The sequence below is a fragment of the Streptomyces sp. NPDC050287 genome (assembly GCF_044459385.1).
Taxonomy (GTDB): Bacteria; Actinomycetota; Actinomycetes; order Streptomycetales; family Streptomycetaceae; genus Streptomyces.
Genome location: NZ_JBITIY010000014.1, coordinates 92,513 through 107,060, shown reverse-complemented (window position 1 = coordinate 107,060; position 14,548 = coordinate 92,513). Strand labels below are relative to the sequence as shown.

The window sequence follows — 14,548 nt, the reverse complement described above, 5'->3', positions numbered from 1 at the left end:
TGGGAGGCGCGGATGAAGTGGTTGGTCTCGCTGGTCGGGGCCGGGCTTGTCATGGTCACCCTGCGGGACCTGTTCCACACGCTCTGGCACCCCACACGCCACGGTGGCCTGAGCCGCCTCGTGATGACAGCACTGTGGCGCCTCGCCCGGCGATTCCGCGCACCCGGCCGCGTGGCCGGGCTCGTCGGACCGCTCGCCATGGTCACGGTCGTGAGCATGTGGGCCGTCACCGTCATCCTCGGCTGGGCAATCGTCTACTGGCCCCACATGCCGGGGGCGTTCACCTTCTCCCCCGGCTCCCAGGCAGCACAGGAGCCGGCACTGCTCGACTCCGTGTACCTGTCGCTCGTCACGGTGGCCACCCTGGGGCTGGGTGACATCGCACCGGACGAAGGCTGGCTCCGTCTCGTCTCACCCCTCGAAGCCCTCATCGGTTTCGCCCTCCTGACGGCCACCGTCTCCTGGGTCCTGCAGATCTATCCGGCGCTGACCCGCAGGAGAGTCCTGGCCGTCCGACTGGCTCTGCTGCGCGACGCGGATCCGACGACCCGGCAGATCGACTGCACCGCGGGGGCGCTTCTGCTGGACAGCCTGGCCACCGAAGTCGCATGCGTCCGCATCGACTTCACCCAGTACGCCGAGGCGTACTACTTCCATGACGGGGAGGACCACTCGTCGCTGGCGGCCATGGTCGGCTACGCCGCCGTGCTCGCCCAGCGCGGGCAGGCGGCGGGACGACCTGAGGTGCGGCTGGCCGGCGCGCTGCTCGCCGGCGCGTTGAAGGACCTCGCCGCCATCCTCGACCAGCGTTTCCTCCATACAGGCGGACCGCCGACGGACGTGTTCGCCGCTTACGCGGCCGACCACGGCCGCGACGGCGCTCAGCCGTGAAAAAGCAAGGCCGGCACCCTGCGGCCGATACGGGCATGGGAGGCCGGATGCCCCTGGCAGTCCATGACTTTCTGACGATGTTGAACAACGCGGAGCTTCCGCCCAGTCGCGCATCCCGCCAATCACGTCCACGGCCGCCGCGCCGCGGGCGCCCAGCCAACGACGCAGACTGGATGGCGAGGGGCCTGCCGCCGGTCCTCGGGGGTTCGTCCGGTAGCTATCGAGAGTCCGCCGCGGTCATAGGCGGATGACCACGAGGGCGATGTCGTCGGGAGCTCCACCAGCGACGTCGAGGCGGGCCAGCAGCGCGTCGGCCATCTGGTCAGGAGCGAGGGTGCAAGTCTGGGCCAGGACTGTGGTCAGGCGGGCCAGGCCGGCGTCGATGTCCTCGTCGCGCCGCTCGATGAGACCGTCGGTGTACAGCACGAGAGTGTCCCCCACGGTGTAGGTGAGGCCGGCTTGAGGGCGGGGGACATGATGTGGGCGGGCGCCGAGCGGCGGATCGGTGGCCTGGTCCAGCAGTTCGCAGGTCCCATCGGAGTGGAGCAGGAGGGGCGGTGGGTGCCCGGCGTTGCTGTAGATGATCAGCCTGCTGCGGGTGTCGATGAGTACCTTGACCGCGGTGGCCGCCGTCGCGCCGTCCACGGAGCGGGCATACAGTCCGAGGACTTCCAGTGCCTGGGCGGGACTGGGAATGGCCCGGATGGCTGCGCTCAGGGCGCTGCGGAGCATGCCCATGACGGCTGCGGCGTGCAGTCCGTGGCCGACGACGTCTCCGACCGCTGCGGCGTAGCGGCCGGGTGGCAGGTCGACGATGTCGTACCAGTCGCCGCACACGTTGAGGGACTTCGTTGCCGGCAGGTAACGCACGGCGATGCTGCCGGTGTGGCCGTCGAGGTCGGGGACGGAGAGCATGGCTTCCTGCAGGGTGACGGCCACTTGCCGTTCGCGGGCGTGGGCCCGGCGTAGTTCCTGGATCAGCCGTTGCAGCTCGCGGGCCCGCGCGTACAGCTCGGCTGCCATGCCCTTCTCCAGCTCGGCGAACTCGTCGGTGAGCTGGCGTGCCCGGCGTGAGTGGATGAAGGCGGTGACGTCCTCAGATCGTTTGACGATCAACTTCACTTTGCCGTCAAGCCCGGGAACCGGGGTGTGGATCTCAGACCACCATCGCTCCTCAAACCTGCCTGGCTCGTAGAGGTCGGGAATGTCGTAGCGCTGCAGCACCAAGGTGTCCGGTTCTCCGGTGTCCAGGACCCGGAGCAGCGACGCCTTCACGTTCTCTTGTGCGTCGTCGTCGAGGGTGCCGGGATTCTTCGGCAGGGCGTCGAAGAAGTACTTCCCGATCAGCTGATCCCTGGCACGGCCGGTGGCCAGCAGATATGCGGTGTTGACGTAGCGGATCACCAAGTCCGTGTCCAGCATGAGGTACGGGCTTGGTGTGGCGTCGAAGAAGGCCGTGAAATCAATGTCCGTCGTCATCACCTCCTCTCCCGGGCTTGTGAGGGCGGTGCCTGCGTTTCCAATCTACGAGCGATCCAGCGCCTGGGCTCGGCAGACAGGTTGGGAATCCTGATCGCCGGCACACCGGCTGCCGATGCCGTCCGTCTGTCTCATCCGGAGCCCGGATGGATGAGCATGTTGTCGCTCGTGCGGTCGGCGAAGTAGTCCTCGATGTTGCTCACTGTGGTCTCGGCGATCTGGCCGACGGCGTCCCGGGTGAAGTACGCCTGGTGTGAGGTGACCAGCACGTTGGGGAGAGTCATCAGCCGGGCCAGGCGTTCGTCGGTCATCACTTCCAGGGACTTGTCGAGGAAGAAGACCCCGGCCTCCTCCTCGTACACGTCCAGGCCCACTCCGCTGAGACGGCCGGCGCGCAGGGTGGTCAACAGGGCATCCGTGTCGACCAGGCCGCCGCGGCTGGAGTTGACCAGGACCGCGTCGTCCTTCATCCGGGCGAGGGCCTTGGTGTCCACGAGGTGGTGGGTGTCCGGCAGCAGCGGTACGTGCAGGCTGATCAGGTCAGATTCGGCGAACAGGCGTTCGCGGGGGACGTACTCCATACCGAGGGCCAGGCAGTCGGCGTTCTCCGCGATGTCCCAGCCGAGCAGGCGCATGCCGAAGCCGTGGGCAATGCGGGCGAACGCCGTGCCGATCTTGCCGGTGCCCATCACACCGACGGTGCGGCCGTGCAGGTCGCGGCCCATGAGCCCGTCGAGCCTGAAGTCGAACTCGCGGGTTCGGTGCGCGGCCCGTATGATCCGGCGCCCCACGGCCAGGGCGAGTGCCCAGGCGAACTCGGCGACCGAGTAGGGCGAGTAGTACGACACGCGGGCCACCGTCAGTCCCAGTTCCCGGGCGGTGGCCAGGTCGATGTTGTTGTAGCCGGTGGAGCGCTGGGCGATCAGTTTGGTGCCGTACTTGGCCAGGTGGCGCAGCACCTCGGCGTCGAGTGTGTCGTTCACGCTGCTGAGCACGACCTCATGGCCTGCCGCGATGGGGACGGTGTCCCGGTTCAGGAACAGCTCCAGGCAGCGCAGCTCGTGGCGGTCGGCGAACGCCCTGGCGCACGTTTCCCGTAGAAGTGGCTGCTCATCGGCCAGAACTCCGTACGCGAGGATCTCCACAGGGGCCTCCTCCCACGGGCGGTCACATCCACGACCTTAGGCGCCCGCCCGAGCCGGTGCCTGGGCCGGTCGGTCTGCCGTGCAAGACGTTCGCCCCGACGGGTGCGCGTGGCCGGGGCAGCTCCGGGCAGACGGTGAAGCCGTCGCCGTCCGGCAGGAGCACGTCACGGCCACGTCCGGCCGGACGGCGGGGCCCCGGTCAAGCGCGTGTGCGGCGGTGTCGGCGTCTCCGACCACCGAGATGCCGGGCTCGGCGTCCAGGAGAGCGGCGAGACCGCGCCGTACCACCTCATGGGCGTCCAGCAGGAAGGCCCGGATCGGACTCTCCACTGTGAGGGTGCGTGTCTCGGCCATGACGGCCCCTTGTTGCCGGGTGGACGGACTCACAGAAAGTCCGTGACCACGATCATCACTCGCCGAGACCGCAGTCACCAGGGCCGACCGGCCCAGTCGTGGGACGGAGACCAGACCGCCGACAAGGGACCGTACGGCACGAGGGCTGAACCTTCGGCACGCCGCGGTGACCGCGGTGTCCGGCGAGACTAGGTATGAGAGGCGTGCCGCTACGTCACCTGGGAGGTGGAGGTCATGCTCCGCACCGTCACTGTCGGTCTGGACGGCTCGCGCGAGAGCCGGGCCGCCGCCGAGTGGGCGGCCCAGGAGGCGAAACTGCGAGGGCTGCCGGTGAGACTGGTCCACGTCTGGGAACCGGTCCCGGAACCAATGGCGCAGGCCCCGCTGCTCGGTGCGGAGACGCACCAGCACTGGACCGAACGCGTTCCCCGGGAGGCCGCGGAGGGACTCCGGCTCCGTCACCCCGGCGTCGAGGTGACGACCGAGCAGGTCGCCGGGCGCCCGAGTGATGTGCTGGTCGAAGCTGGGAGGGACGCCGAACTGCTCGTCCTGGGCGCGCGCGGCATGAGTGGGATCGGAGGTTTCCTGGTGGGGTCCGTCGGGCTGGCGGTCGTCGCCCATGCCGGGCGGCCGGTTGTGCTCGTACGCGCCGGCGAGCAGGCTGCCGACGAGCATGACATGGACCCTGCGGGAATACCGTCCGCAGCGGCTCCCTTCCTGCCTGTCGTGCTCGGCCTGGACACCGAAAGCCCGGACGAGACACTGATCGAGTTCGCTTTCGATACAGCTGTCCGCCGTGCCGCGTCCCTGCGGGTCGTTCACGGCTGGCATCCGCCGCCGTACTACAGCTACGGCCTGTCGATCGACCCACAGCTTCACGGGTCGCCGGCGCGGCGCGAAGCCGCAGCCCTCACGGAGGCTCTGCATCCCTGGCGTCAGAAGTACCCGGACGTGAAGGTGATCGAGGAATCGCGCAACGAGAGTCCGGCGGTCGCTGTGGTCGCCGCCTCCATGGCAGCGTCCCTGGTGGTCGTGGGCCGACGCATACGCCGGACTCCTGTAGGCATTCACATCGGCTCGGTCACGCATGGGGTGCTGCATCACGCCACCGCGCCCGTCGCCGTCGTTCCACACGACTGACGCAGCGGCTCATCCTCACCCTTTGCGTAGGGCGGTGAGAACAATGCATCTTCCCGTGGTCGTGGGCGTGGACGGCTCCGAGCCGAGCCTGCGAGCTGTGGACTGGGCGGCCGACGAGGCCGCGCTGCGCGGGCTGCCGCTGCGAGTGGTGTACGCCTCGCTGTGGGAGCGGTACGAACACGCCGTCTTCGCCACAGGTGGGGACCCGTCGGAGCAGATCCTCAACGGCGTCTTCGTAGCGGCCGCAGCCGAGCGCGCCCGGGCGCGGATCCCTGATCTGCAAGTGTCCACCCAAGTGATTCCGGACGGGCCGACGCCCGTTCTGCTGCGTGAGGCACGCGATGCCTCAGTGCTGGTCCTGGGGTCCCGCGGTCGCGGCGATGTCCCCGAGTTGCTGCTCGGTTCCGTCAGCCTGACCGTGGCGGGACGGGCCGACTGCCCGGTGATCGTGGTCCGTGGCGGCCACGACGAGGGGGACGGTGCGTACCGTCGCATCGTTGTGGGCATTGGCGAGGAGGCGGCGACCGCGAACGCCATCCGCTTCGCCTTGGAGGAGGCTGAGCGACGCGGCGCCCTACTGGAGGCCGTCCGCGCATGGCGGCGCCCCGCGCACGAGACCACCGACCACCCACTGCTCGCGGGAAAGTCGGCGCAAGCGCACGAGCAGCGGGCAGTGGAAACACTGGAAGCCGCGCTCCGCGCCGCTCCAGCAGGCGTGGAACTACGAAGGCGCACAGCCGAAGGCTCCGCCCGGAGGGTGCTCCTGGATGCCTCCCACGGAGCGGACCTGCTGGTCGTGGGGGCACGCCGCCACCCGGGGCACTTCGGGCTGCAACTCGGCCGGGTCGCCCACACGGTGCTGCACCACGCCGCATGTCCGGTCGCCGTGGTGCCCGAGCCCGTGTGAGAACACGGCAGAAGCTTGGCCCGCCTGGAAGCCGGCCGAGCGGCGATCACCACCGACGACGGCGACTCCGGCGCCACGACATGATGGACGGCGAGGTCGGTGCGGCGGGCAGGAACTCGTGCAGGGGTGGGTTCAGGAGGCGAATGGTGACCGGCAGACCGTCCATCGCCACCACCATGTCTGCGAAGTCCTGCCGCTGGTGCGGCGGCAGGGCGTCCAGAGCACGTTCGCGCTCGGTGTCGGTGCGGGCCAGGATTTTTCGACCAGCTTGCGGCGGTCGCCGAGGAACACGTGCTCGGTGCGGGGACGTTGTGCCTCGCGGGATTCCGCCGGCGGAGTGCCTGGACGGTGGGCCTCGGAGTCACGGGGTTCGGTTTCGCGCCTCGCCGTCCACACCAGATGCCTCATGTGGTCAGACCGGCGCTGATCAGCCAGATGTGTTCGCAGGTCGAAGATGCCTTTTGCAACTCCTCGCGGGACTCTTGCGAGGCGTGGTAGAAAGTCCGCTCGATCATCCAGCACAGGGCGCGTGCCATCGCCGACGCTTGCTCTGGTTCGGTGCCGGCCTCAACGCCGGCTCGTTCCAGGACGGCGGCGATGGCCGTGATGAACAAGTCAGCTGTGTGGCTCCACAGTTCGCCGATCTCCGGCACGGTCAACGACAGGTCGATCGCCGTGCGCATGACCAGACCGTGCTCGTTCCACAGCTCGACTGTGCGCCGCATGGCTGCTGCGATGGCCTGGCGTGGCTCGTCGGTCTGCGCGGTGGCCCGGGACCGCTCCCACAGGTGCTCGACGGTCCGGGCCACGAGCGCCGTGACCACTTCTTGCTTGGAGCCGAAGTAGAAGTACAGGGCGCCACGTGTGATGCCGGCGCCCTGCGCGATGTCGCCAACGGTCATGGCGTCATAGCCCTGTTGCGCCAGCAGAGCTTCGCAGGTGTCGAGGATGGCCCGCTCCCGGACGTCACCCTTGCGTTCGGTGGTGCGTCGGCTCCGCGCGGGGTGGTGGCCGGGCATCAGAGCTGAGCGCCCTCGGCGAAGTCGGTGGTGCGGGAGAGCGTCTCCCACGCGCGGATGTCCTCGTCCACGGCCGTGCGCGCGGCGGTGACCAGTCGCAGCGCGTCCGAGCCCAGGACGAGGTGGGTCGGCGGCTGGTCGACCGACGCGATGTGCACGACGGCGTCCCCGGCCTTGGCCGGATTGCCCAGCTGGTTCCCGCTGGCCTTCTGCCGCGCTTCACGGATGGGGGTGAACAGTTCGTCGTAGTCGTCGATGGACCGCGAGGTGCGTGTCATGGACCGTCCGGCCCAGTCGGTGCGGAAGGACCCGGGCTCGATCGCCGTCACGTGGATCCCGAACTGTGCGACCTCCTTGCCCAGTGCCTCGAGGATGCCTTCAAGAGCGAACTTGCTGCCGCAGTAGGCGGACATGCCGGGCACGGCCATCAGCCCGCCCATGGAGGTGACGGCCATCAGGTGTCCGCGACGGCGCCGGCGCATGTGGGGCAGGGCCGCCTGCAGCGTGGCCACTGTCCCGAACACGTTGACCTCGAACTGCCGCCGCACGTCGGCCAGCGGCGTCTCCTCGAAGGTGCCCTCCAGGCCGTAGCCCGCGTTGGCGACGACGACATCCAGGGGACCGACGCTCTGCTCCACCTCCGTGATCACACTCGAGACGGCGTCGTCGTCGGTCACATCCAGGATGCGGCCGTGAGCGCACCCCGGTTTCAGCCCTTCGAAGGCCCGCAGGTCCTCCTCGGAGCGGACCGTGCCGACGACGGTGTGCCCGGCGGTCAGGGCGGCTTGGGCGAAGGCACGTCCAAGGCCCGTGCTGACGCCGGTGATGAGCCACTTCTGCTGCTGCACTGCTCCTCCAGAAAGGTCTCGCGAGGAGCTGGACTGCCCCCTCACCCAGAGAGTCTACACAGCGTCGAGTTTTATCAACGTGACGTTGATTCTGTCGCCCTCGATCGGATCATGCTCGCCCTGGTCAATCCGGTCCCTCACCGACCCGCTGGCGCACGCCGCTGTACATACTGGCTGGTGAGCTGCAGGTGCTGTCCTGCGATGTCACTCCGGCCGGCACCGCCCGCATCCGGCGGACCCTGACCGGACATGCCCTGGCGTCGCGCTCCTCAGCCAGCCATGTCCTGAGAGGGCGGTATGTGAGTTGACTGTTTCGCCCTGTCGGGAGGGGTAAGCGCGCTGGGTGCGGCGTCGTCGGGCGGTTACGGCCGCGGCTGGGTGAACAAGCCCTGCTCGGTCTCGGCCAGGATCCCGCGTTCGGCGAGCCGCTTGAGCTTCAGGCGGGTGTTGTTGATGGTGTTGGGCGCGGTCTCCAGGTCCATCGCCTCGCACACCTGCCGCGCCCACACCGGGGCCTCGGCCGCGGCGAACACCGCCATGATCTGCTGATAGGCCGGATGGTCCGGCAGCCTCGGGACCGACGGCGCGGACGGTCGCGGATCGGGCAGCTCCAGCAGCTTCTTGCGGGTGATGCGGATCTCCTCGACGGTGCGGTGAAACTCCTCGAGCTGCGCGGAGAGCTCCGCGATCCGGTCCTTGGCCGCCTCGGCCTGCACCCACTGCTCGTCGGACAGGTCAGTCTTCCAGGACCTTCCACTCGCTCACAGCGACTGGCCCAGCATCCCATGGCCGCCGACCGGCAACACATCGTGCTGTCACACGTTCAGGTGACAGCGAATCACCTACGCACTCGCATACCGTCCTCTTACGACTCCGTGAACGGCAGCGAGCCGTTCACCACCCGGCACTGGTCCTCGCGCGCCGTTTGGAAACCCTTATGGGACGCCGACCTGCTGGTCCTGCCTCTTGCCATCAAGGCCCGAGCAGGACAACTTCAGTACGGTTGCCGCTCGGGGTATTGCGCAGCCTTCGCCTGGAACCCGCCAGAGATTCTTGGCGGGAGCTCCACCAGGCACGCTGGCTCTACGCAACCCCGCCCGCGTCGCGTGCCCACGCAGGCGCCGTGATTGTCCAACTCCTCGACGCCGGGCTCTTCACCCAATCCCCGGCCCAAGTGAGACAGCCGCCAGCCACTTGCACAACGCCACTGTCTGGCCGAGCGTCCCGACGAGCAAAACACAACTCCGACCTGGCTCCCGGCCTCAACGGGAGCGACGCCTCCCGGTGAAGTGAGTCCCAGAACGGTCAGCCTGCCTTGCCGTCCTGGGCCGCTGCCCGGGCTCGGGTCAGGGCGAGGCGGTAGGAGTCGGTGCCTGTCTGGATCAGGTTAGGCGTGCTGCTCGGCGGGCAGGATGTCGCCGGTCTCAAGGAGGGTCTTGAGGCTGGACAGCAGGTGCGGCCAGCCGCCACCGATCATGTCCAGGACAGTGCTGCCCGGCTCGAACCCGTCGTGGACGACGGTGAGTTTCACGGTCTCGCCCTGCGGTTCGAGATCGAAGGCGACCTTGGAGCGGGGCTCGGTCTGGATCTTCGCCAGTGTCTCGTCGCTGACACCGGCCGCCTTGGCCCACTCGGGTGTGAAGGTGTGCCAGGTGTAGGACAGGCGCCGGTACGGGTCGGCTTCGAGAACGACCTGCGCGGGGTCGGTTCCGTGCAGACCCGCCCCCTCCCAGCTCATCGGTGAGCCGGTCTGCCAGTCGGTGGTGAAGGCCAGTCCCCAGTAGCGGCGGGTGAAGGTGGGGTCGGTCAGGCCCTGCCACAGCCGCGCGGGCGTGGTCTTGATGTAGGTCGTGTAGACGAACGTGTTGCTGTCCATGGGAGTCTGCTCCAGTGCTTTCTTCAAGTCGGCGAGTGCGTGCACCCGCTCGGTGTCGAAGCGGCTGATCCAGCGCTCCGCGATGGTGTTGATCGGCTCGGCGTTCAGGTAGTGCAGCTTCTGCCGCCCGTCCCGCACCGCGGTGACCAGGTTGGCCGCCTCCAGCAGCGCCAGGTGCTTGCTGACGGACTGCCGCGCCATGTCGAGGCCCGCGCACAGCTCGCCCAGGTTCTGGCCGCCCCGCTCACGCAGACCGTCCAGCAGTCTGCGGCGGCTCGGGTCGGCCAGTGCCTTGAACACCTCGTCCATCAGCAACCCCCTCCAACATGCAGCCATTCAGCTGCCAATAAATATAGGCAGCTGAATGGCTGCATGTCAAAGAGGCACGCGTCCGGCTGTAGAGCACGACCCTCGCCCGCGGAGGTCTGCCGCGGTGAATGCCGGATTTACCGCGACAGAGCCCCTACCGTGATCACCGCGACCTGCGTCGGGCCATTTCGGCCGCCGGGGCACGCGAAGCCGCCCGTCTTCCCCGTCGACGCGATCGACGACCCGGCACTGCCGGAGGTGCTCGCCGAGCTGGCGGCAGCGCGGGCTGACGAGATGGACGCCGACACCTCAACCGGGAACTGTCCAGCGCAGGTAAGGCGATCGGCTGGTGGCAGCGCCAAGGCTGGATCGAAGGCGCACGATCGGCATCGAGCGGCGGCCGGCACCGCCCGACCGGGGAACCCACGGCGTCTTCGGCAGGCAGGCATGAAATTGCGGGAGACCTGCCGGTGCGAGGACGCGGGGCGACGGCGCGCGGCTGGCCCACCGCCGTGGCCTGTGAGTCGGTCGCCGGCACCGGCTACGGCACCTTCTCCGGCTCGGGCAGCAGCAGTTCCTCGACGCCGCAGCCGAGCACGGCGCAGATGACGTCCAGCTCGTCGAGCTTGACGGTGTTCGGCTGGCCGGACCACAGGTCCGACATCTTCCCCGCGCTGATCACCACGCCGCGTGCGGCGAGCATCCGATGGAGTTCGCCGGCCTTCCAGATGCCGCGGTTGGCAGCCGCCAGGCGAAGGTTCCAATTCACTGGGCCAGTCCTTTCCATCGGTCGGTGGCGCGCTGCTGTCCGGCGACCCGTGCGTCTTCGACATGGGTGCCGTGGACGTGGATATACCGGGCCGTGGTTCCGGTCCAGGTATGTCCGAGTAGTTCCTGGATGGCGAACAAGGTCATGCCGGCGAGACAGAGCTGGGAAGCGCAGAAGTGCCGCAGCACGTGCGGGGTGAGCTTCCCGGCCCAGGGGGGCAGGTGCTGGGCAGCGGCTTCGGCCAGCACCTGCGGAAGACGTCGGAGGTCGCCCGCGAGCAGGAGCCGTCCCGGTTCTTGCGCTCGGAGGGGAACAGCGGGGCACCGGGCCGGGTGTGGTCGGCGTCGAAGTGGCCCCATACGTCCTCGATGAACCACCGCAGGTTGCGGTCGGCGCCGTTGATCAGCGGCACCAGCCGCGGCTTCGGCCCACGCCTCCGGGAGCCCTTGCCGTGCCGGACGTTGAGCTTGCCGAACCGGCCCAGTTCCCACCGGATGTCGTCCAGGTCGAGCATCCGTGCCTCGTTGATCCGCAGTCCCACGTCCGCCGCCAGCCGGGCCACCGCGTAGTTGCGGGCGGCCGGACCGAACTTGCGGCAGGTCACCAGTTCCTCGCGCCATCCGGCGAACAGCTCCTCGATCTCTGCTTCGCTGGGCGGGATCCGCAGTTGCGGTTCCAACGAGGCCCGCGGCCGGTTCATCTCGTCCAGCGGGCACTCGACCACACGGCCGGTGAGGTTGTGCAGCTCGACCTTGTGCCGCAGCTCAAGGAATTGGAAGAACTCCGCCAGCGCGCCCGCCCGGCCGGTCCGGGTCGAGGGCTTGGCGTCGTGAAGCACCTTGCCGAAATAGACGTCGGCGTCGGCCGGCTCCATCTCCCACAGCGGCCGGCCGAACCAGTCCCGGATCAGCTCCAAATGGTTGGTGTCATTGCGGATCGTGCTGTCAACCAGACCGGCCGAGGCCCGCGCGAAGGCATGCCTGAGGACGAACAAGGCGAGGAAGACGCGAGTGAGGGCTACCTCCGACGAAACGTCCCGACGCGCCTCCCAGGTTCTATGGCCGGCATCCGGACATGTCCACGCCCGCATAAGCCCGGTTCAACAAGAACGTCCTTACGGTCCTCAACCGCGAGCTGGGTGCCGACTTCGATCCCGGCGCCTTCGACCACGTGGCTCTCTGGGACACCGAGAACGAGTGGATCGAGATGCGGCTGCGCTCCCGTACGGAGCAGACCGTGAAGATCCCCGCGCTGGACCTCGCGGTCGACTTCACGGCGGGCGAGGAACTGCGCACCGAGGTGTCCGCCAAGTTCCGCAAGGAGGGCGTGCGCGCGGAACTGTCCTCGGCGGGCCTCGGCCTGGCCCACTGGTGGACGGACGGCGAGGGCCGTTTCGCGCTGTCGCTGAGCGTGGCGCGGTGACGGCGGACGTCGGCCGTCTCGCGCCCCGCCACGGCTTGGGGCACGGTGGAGTGACGCGCCCGGACACACCCCGTCGCTTCGGCCGCACAGGTCACGTCGGACATTTCGCATACTTCAGATGCGTCGGACAGGCCGGACGCTTCGGATACGTCGAACACAGGTGACATCGCCGTCACCGCGGAGAGGAGCCCCGCATGTCGAACCACACCTACCGGGTCACGGAGATCGTCGGCACCTCGCCCGACAGCGTCGACCAGGCCGTCCGCAACGGCATCTCCCGCGCCTCCCAGACCCTCCGCAACCTCGACTGGTTCGAGGTCACCCAGGTGCGGGGCCAGATCGAGGACGGGCAGGTGGCGCACTGGCAGGTCGGCCTGAAGGTCGGTTTCAGGCTGGAGGAGTCGGACTGACGGCTCCGGCACCCCGACACGGACTCAGGTCCGCCCCTCCCGCTCCTGCGCCACCTCCAGCTCGGCGGACGGGTCCGCCCAGCGCGCCCGTACGACCGTGAAGCCGGCCCGTTCGGCGTCCTCGCACACCAACTCGTCGTCGTCCACCAGCATCCGGATCTCCCGGGTGCTGGCGAGCCGGCGGAGGATCTCCAGCTTGGTGTGCCGGGCGGGCCTGCGGTCACCCCTTCCGCCGGCGTCGCGCCGCATGTACAGGCGTCCCTCGGGCAGCCCCTGAGCGGCGAGCCAGTCGAGCGTGTCGCGCCGGCAGCGCTCGGGCCGCCCCGTGAGGTAGACGACCTCGCACTCCCGCGCGCTCTTGAGCACCAGCGCGATGCCCTCGGCGAGCGGCGGATCCTGCGGCGCGGCGGCGAAGAAGCCGTCCCAGTCGCGTGGTCTGCGTTCCAGGAACCGCTGCCGGTGCGCCGTATCGGCAAGGGTGTTGTCCAGGTCGAACACGGCGAGCGGAAGGCTGTTGCTGTCGGTCACGCGTTCCACCCTAGACACCCGGCAACCCGCACGGCCCCGCCGGCCACTGCTGTGCCGACCACGTCCGACGGTCAACCCACGACGACAGCACAGGCACAGGGCAGGCACGGCGAAGGCGGGAGGCCCGTGTGAGGCACGCGGTACGCGTCGGTCCGGACGGCGGCGGCACTGGTGGGCACGGCACTGGCGACGGGATGGGCAGGGGCGGTTCTGAGGGTGAAGGCGGGCAAAGGGCACCCCGGCGGCACGCGGTGATCCCCACAGGCCGCATGCTTCTCCCATGCCTTCGATGCCCCGAACGTCCCTGACCGGCTCCGGATCCTGCACGCTCGTCGTGTGCCGGGGCTGCTGCTGCGGCAACGCCCGCAAGCAGCCCGGCACCGACCCGGCCTGGCAACTGGAACTGTTGCGGGCCGGCGCGGCCGAGCACGGCTTCCAGGTCCGGACGACGGACTGCCTGGGGCCGTGCGACCAGGCCAACGTGGTGGTCGTCCGCCCCTCGGCCGCGGGACGCCGGGCCGGCGGCCGGGCCGCGTGGATCGGGTTCGTGACGGACGACGACAGCACCGAGGAGGTCGTGCGGTGGGCGGCCGCCGGCGGTCCCGGCATCGCCGAGCCGCCCGTCACACTGGAGCTTCAGTTCATCCGGCCGCCCCGGGACGCGCGCGTGCGGTCCCGTCGCTGACGGGCCACGCAAGGGTCAGGTGACAGCCTCCGCCGGGTAGAAGTGACGGCGGACCCGGCGCAGCCACGCCTCAGCGGCCGCCTCGTCGGGCACCTCCGGCAGCACGGCGCGCGTCTCGTCGAAGGCGGCCTCGTAGTGGCGGAGCACGGGCAGCGCGGCCGACGGGTCGGCGGCGACCCGTTCGCCGAAGGCGCGGTACTCGTCGGGGTTCTCGACGCGGATCTCCAGTCGGCCGGTGGCGTACAACTCCAGGCCCTGGTGGCACAGCCGCTTGAGGTGCCGGGCGTGCTTCGCGGTGCGCCCCCGGGTGTCCGCCGAGAACGAGCCGTCGCCGCGGTTCTCGAGCCGGCGGAACTGCTGGGTGGCGTAGCCGAGATAGGCGTCCCGGACGCGCTTCGCGCACAGGAACGACGTACGGATGCCGATGAGTTCCTCGCCGAGCGGAGTGCGCGTCTCGTACAGCTCGTCCGGGAGCCACACCAGCTCCATGGCGGTCGGGTTGGCGCCGAGGGCGAGCCGGCACCATTTCGCCGCCTCGTGCAGCGTGCGGTCCGGTGCCGTGGTGACGTGGGACTCCTTCGGGCCGCGCAGGCCGTGCAGTTCGGTGGTGGGCGCGGCGAACAGGCCGAGGCGGTCGACGTCGGAGCCGGCGTGGGCGAGGCCGTACGCGGTGGACCCGACGATGCCGGCGAGCAGGATGTTCTGGACGGTCACGGTCGGCCGCCTTCCTTGGGTGGGGCGAGGTGGATGCGCGGCCGCCGCGGAG

General features: G+C 69.2%; 16 protein-coding genes and 3 pseudogenes. 6 read left to right on the top strand and 13 right to left on the bottom strand.

Annotation, left to right across the window (positions count from 1 at the left end; translation table 11 throughout):
- Positions 1 to 12: 12 nt before the first annotated feature.
- The gene (locus ACIBK3_RS37065) at positions 13 to 891 is read left to right on the top strand and encodes a potassium channel family protein (RefSeq protein WP_399372167.1); all 879 of its coding nucleotides are present in this window, start codon (positions 13 to 15) and stop codon (positions 889 to 891) included.
- A 237-nt stretch (positions 892 to 1,128) separates the two neighbouring features.
- Here ACIBK3_RS37065 and ACIBK3_RS37060 read toward each other — a convergent pair whose 3' ends face one another.
- The 3 genes and pseudogenes from ACIBK3_RS37060 to ACIBK3_RS37050 all read right to left on the bottom strand — a co-directional run.
- Positions 1,129 to 2,370 carry a PP2C family protein-serine/threonine phosphatase gene (locus ACIBK3_RS37060; protein WP_399372166.1) on the bottom strand — a complete coding sequence of 414 codons (1,242 nt, stop codon included), beginning with the start codon at positions 2,368 to 2,370 and terminating at the stop codon, positions 1,129 to 1,131.
- A 131-nt stretch (positions 2,371 to 2,501) separates the two neighbouring features.
- Positions 2,502 to 3,515, bottom strand: coding sequence for a 2-hydroxyacid dehydrogenase (locus ACIBK3_RS37055; protein ID WP_399372164.1), 1,014 nt, complete (start codon positions 3,513 to 3,515; stop codon positions 2,502 to 2,504).
- Positions 3,516 to 3,615: 100 nt separating this feature from the next.
- Positions 3,616 to 3,869: pseudogene (locus tag ACIBK3_RS37050) on the bottom strand (response regulator transcription factor); the annotation flags it as partial.
- A 234-nt stretch (positions 3,870 to 4,103) separates the two neighbouring features.
- On the opposite strand from ACIBK3_RS37050, the gene ACIBK3_RS37045 reads away from it, so the two are divergent.
- Together ACIBK3_RS37045 and ACIBK3_RS37040 are read left to right on the top strand one after the other, a co-directional pair.
- Positions 4,104 to 5,009, top strand: coding sequence for a universal stress protein (locus ACIBK3_RS37045; RefSeq protein WP_399372163.1), 906 nt, complete (start codon positions 4,104 to 4,106; stop codon positions 5,007 to 5,009).
- A 43-nt stretch (positions 5,010 to 5,052) separates the two neighbouring features.
- Positions 5,053 to 5,916, top strand: a complete 864-nt coding sequence (locus ACIBK3_RS37040) for a universal stress protein (RefSeq protein ID WP_399372162.1) — start codon at positions 5,053 to 5,055, stop codon at positions 5,914 to 5,916.
- Between the two features lie 71 nt (positions 5,917 to 5,987).
- Here ACIBK3_RS37040 and ACIBK3_RS37035 read toward each other — a convergent pair.
- The 8 genes and pseudogenes from ACIBK3_RS37035 to ACIBK3_RS37000 all read right to left on the bottom strand — a co-directional run.
- Positions 5,988 to 6,222 (bottom strand): annotated as a pseudogene (locus ACIBK3_RS37035) (putative PEP-binding protein); the annotation flags it as partial.
- A gap of 98 nt (positions 6,223 to 6,320) precedes the next feature.
- On the bottom strand, positions 6,321 to 6,935 hold the full coding sequence (locus ACIBK3_RS37030; protein WP_399372160.1) for a TetR/AcrR family transcriptional regulator: 615 nt from the start codon (positions 6,933 to 6,935) through the stop codon (positions 6,321 to 6,323).
- Complete coding sequence (locus ACIBK3_RS37025) at positions 6,935 to 7,783, bottom strand: oxidoreductase (RefSeq protein ID WP_399372159.1); 849 nt, start codon at positions 7,781 to 7,783, stop codon at positions 6,935 to 6,937. Before ACIBK3_RS37025 ends, ACIBK3_RS37030 begins: the two co-directional genes overlap by 1 nt.
- Positions 7,784 to 8,145: 362 nt before the next feature.
- Positions 8,146 to 8,499 (bottom strand): hypothetical protein, encoded by a 354-nt coding sequence (locus ACIBK3_RS37020; RefSeq protein ID WP_399372158.1) that lies wholly within the window; start codon positions 8,497 to 8,499, stop codon positions 8,146 to 8,148.
- A gap of 671 nt (positions 8,500 to 9,170) precedes the next feature.
- Positions 9,171 to 9,968 (bottom strand): ArsR/SmtB family transcription factor, encoded by a 798-nt coding sequence (locus tag ACIBK3_RS37015; protein ID WP_399372157.1) that lies wholly within the window; start codon positions 9,966 to 9,968, stop codon positions 9,171 to 9,173.
- A gap of 541 nt (positions 9,969 to 10,509) precedes the next feature.
- A complete protein-coding gene (locus tag ACIBK3_RS37010; RefSeq protein WP_399372156.1) occupies positions 10,510 to 10,737 on the bottom strand; it encodes a helix-turn-helix domain-containing protein in 228 nt (75 codons plus the stop codon).
- Positions 10,734 to 10,883: a hypothetical protein gene (locus ACIBK3_RS37005; protein ID WP_399372155.1), complete on the bottom strand. Its 150-nt coding sequence runs from the start codon at positions 10,881 to 10,883 to the stop codon at positions 10,734 to 10,736. The genes ACIBK3_RS37010 and ACIBK3_RS37005 overlap by 4 nt, the downstream gene beginning before the upstream one ends.
- Positions 10,880 to 11,731 (bottom strand): hypothetical protein, encoded by an 852-nt coding sequence (locus ACIBK3_RS37000; RefSeq protein WP_399372153.1) that lies wholly within the window; start codon positions 11,729 to 11,731, stop codon positions 10,880 to 10,882. Before ACIBK3_RS37000 ends, ACIBK3_RS37005 begins: the two co-directional genes overlap by 4 nt.
- Before the next feature lie 98 nt (positions 11,732 to 11,829).
- Between ACIBK3_RS37000 and ACIBK3_RS36995 the strand changes: the two are divergent.
- Both ACIBK3_RS36995 and ACIBK3_RS36990 read left to right on the top strand, forming a co-directional pair.
- Positions 11,830 to 12,159: pseudogene (locus ACIBK3_RS36995) on the top strand (L-histidine N(alpha)-methyltransferase); the annotation flags it as partial.
- Positions 12,160 to 12,353: 194 nt separating this feature from the next.
- Entirely contained in the window at positions 12,354 to 12,569 is a 216-nt protein-coding gene (locus tag ACIBK3_RS36990; protein WP_399372151.1) for a dodecin, read from the top strand.
- Positions 12,570 to 12,593: 24 nt separating this feature from the next.
- On the opposite strand, the gene ACIBK3_RS36985 is transcribed toward ACIBK3_RS36990, so the two are convergent.
- A complete protein-coding gene (locus ACIBK3_RS36985; RefSeq protein WP_399372150.1) occupies positions 12,594 to 13,097 on the bottom strand; it encodes a hypothetical protein in 504 nt (167 codons plus the stop codon).
- A 280-nt stretch (positions 13,098 to 13,377) separates the two neighbouring features.
- On the opposite strand from ACIBK3_RS36985, the gene ACIBK3_RS36980 reads away from it, so the two are divergent.
- Positions 13,378 to 13,782, top strand: coding sequence for a (2Fe-2S) ferredoxin domain-containing protein (locus ACIBK3_RS36980; RefSeq protein WP_399372149.1), 405 nt, complete (start codon positions 13,378 to 13,380; stop codon positions 13,780 to 13,782).
- A 15-nt stretch (positions 13,783 to 13,797) separates the two neighbouring features.
- Here ACIBK3_RS36980 and ACIBK3_RS36975 read toward each other — a convergent pair whose 3' ends face one another.
- Positions 13,798 to 14,496, bottom strand: a complete 699-nt coding sequence (locus tag ACIBK3_RS36975) for a DNA polymerase beta superfamily protein (protein ID WP_399372148.1) — start codon at positions 14,494 to 14,496, stop codon at positions 13,798 to 13,800.
- Positions 14,497 to 14,548 lie beyond the last annotated feature (52 nt).